At 68.0% G+C, this 2109-nt stretch carries 1 protein-coding gene; it reads left to right on the top strand.

Features of this window, described 5'->3' with window-relative positions:
- Positions 1-9: 9 nt before the first annotated feature.
- The coding region (locus VF468_12075) for a DUF4062 domain-containing protein (protein HEX5879034.1) at positions 10-2109 on the top strand (2100 nt) is incomplete at its 3' end.

Raw genomic sequence — 2109 nt, 5'->3', positions numbered from 1 at the left:
TCTTCGACACTGGAGGAGTTGGCTGAGGAGCGGGCGGCGGCGCGGCGGGCGATTCGGCGGCTGCATTTGATTCCGGTGTGGTATGAGTCGGGCGCTCGGCCACATCCGCCGCGGAACATGTACCGGGCCTACCTGGAGCAGAGCCAGGTTTTTGTCGGGATTTACTGGCAACGGTACGGCTGGGTGGGGTCGGGGATGGAGATCTCAGGTCTCGAGGATGAATACCGGCTGGCCGCTGGCATGCCGATGCTCCTATACGTGAAGCGTCCGGCCCCAAACCAGGAGCCGGGGCTGACGAAGATGCTCGACGATATCCGCGCGACCGGCACGACGTCGTACCGGGAGTTCACCACGGCGAAGGAGCTGGAACGGCTGCTGGCCCACGACCTTGCAGTTTTGCTGAGCGAAAGCTTTGCCGACGCCACAATCAGCGCCTGGGCGCTGCGTCCGTCGTCGGCGGCACCGGGCGAGCCCGGTAGAACCAAGCTGCCCTCCGGGACGGTCACGTTCCTGCTGACCGACATCGAGGGTTCCACCCGGCTGTGGGAGCGCGAGCCGAAGGCGATGGAGGTGGCGCTGCGACAGCATGATCGGCTTCTGGCCGGGGTGATCGAGGAGCATGGCGGAAGGGTGATCACCTCCCGCGGGGAGGGGGATGGTTTCTTCGCCGTTTTTCCTAGCGCGGTTGCCGCGGTCGAGGCGGCCGGCGTTTGTCAGCTGCGACTCGGGCGCGAGGAATGGCCTACGGGCATTGCGCTACGCGTGCGGATGGGGCTGCACACTGGGGAAGCACGCGTGGGTGGGCGCGATCATGTCGACTACTCGCCGATCAACCGCTGTGCCCGGGTGAGGGCCGCCGCGTACGGCGGCCAAGTGCTCCTCACCAACGTGACCCGCGACCTGGTGGCTGGCCGTCTCGGCGGCGGGTTTGGGCTGAAGCAGTTGGGCGAATTTCGGCTGCAGGATTTGGCCGAGCCACAGTTGATCTTTCAGCTGACCCATGCTGATCTCCCAGCCGATTTTCCGCCGATCCGCACGCTTGCCGGGCGCAGCGGCAATTTGCCGTTGCAGGTGACCTCGTTCATCGGCAGGGCCAGGGAGCTGGAGCAGATCGCGGCGGCGTTGGGTGAGGCGCGGGTGGTGACCTTGACTGGGCCCGGCGGGGTAGGGAAGACCCGCCTGGCGTTACAGATAGCCGGGCAGGTGTCGCCGCGGTTTGGTGGCGGCACATGGCTGTGTGACCTGGCGCCGGTACGCGATGTCGCCGGTGTGGATGATGCGGTCGCGGCGGTGTTCTCTCTGGCCGCCCGAGCCGGCCACACCACGCGGGACGTCATGGTCGAGTTTTTGCGCGGCAAGCAGCTGCTGTTGCTGTTGGATAACTGTGAGCATCTGCTCGATGGGACGGCAGCACTGGCCGGGATGCTACAGCGGTCGTGTGAGCGGCTGGTGATCTTGGCCACCAGCCGTGAGGGCCTGGGCATCGAGGGGGAGCGGCTGGTACCGGTGCCGACGCTGGGAGTGCCCGGCGCCGACGCCGATCTGGCCGCGATCACCGAGGCGGAGGCAGTGCGGCTGTTCGTCGAGCGGGCGGACGCGGTCAAGCCCGATTTCGCAGTGACCGACCAGAATGCGGCGCAGGTCGCCGCCGTCGTGCGGCGTCTGGATGGGATAGCGCTGGCGATCGAGTTGGCGGCGGCGCGGGTGCCCGCGATGACTCCGGCAGAGCTGGCCCGGCGGCTGGAGCGAAGTTTCGGAGTGCTTGCCGCTGGTCGGCGCGGCGCGGACCCACGGCACCAGACGCTGCGGGCCACCATCGACTGGTCCTTCCAGCTGCTCACCGAGCCCGAACGGCGGCTGCTGTGCCGGCTGGCGGTGTTCGCCGGCGGCTGCACCCTGGAAGCCGCCGAGACGGTCTGCGGCGGCGACGGTACTGACCCCGGCACCGACACAGTGTTCGAGCTGCTGGCCAACCTAGTGGCGCGATCGCTGGTCGTGGCTGAGGAACACGGGCCCGAGAGCCGCTACCGGCTATTGGAGACGATCCGCCAGTTCAGCGAGGAACGCCTCGGCGAGGCCGGCGAGATCGAGCGGTGGCGGGCCCGCCAC

Source organism: Actinomycetota bacterium, assembly GCA_036280995.1.
Lineage (GTDB): Bacteria > Actinomycetota > CALGFH01 > CALGFH01 > CALGFH01 > CALGFH01.
Note: the sequence above shows the minus strand (reverse complement) of the source record. Positions and strands in the feature narration are given on the sequence as shown.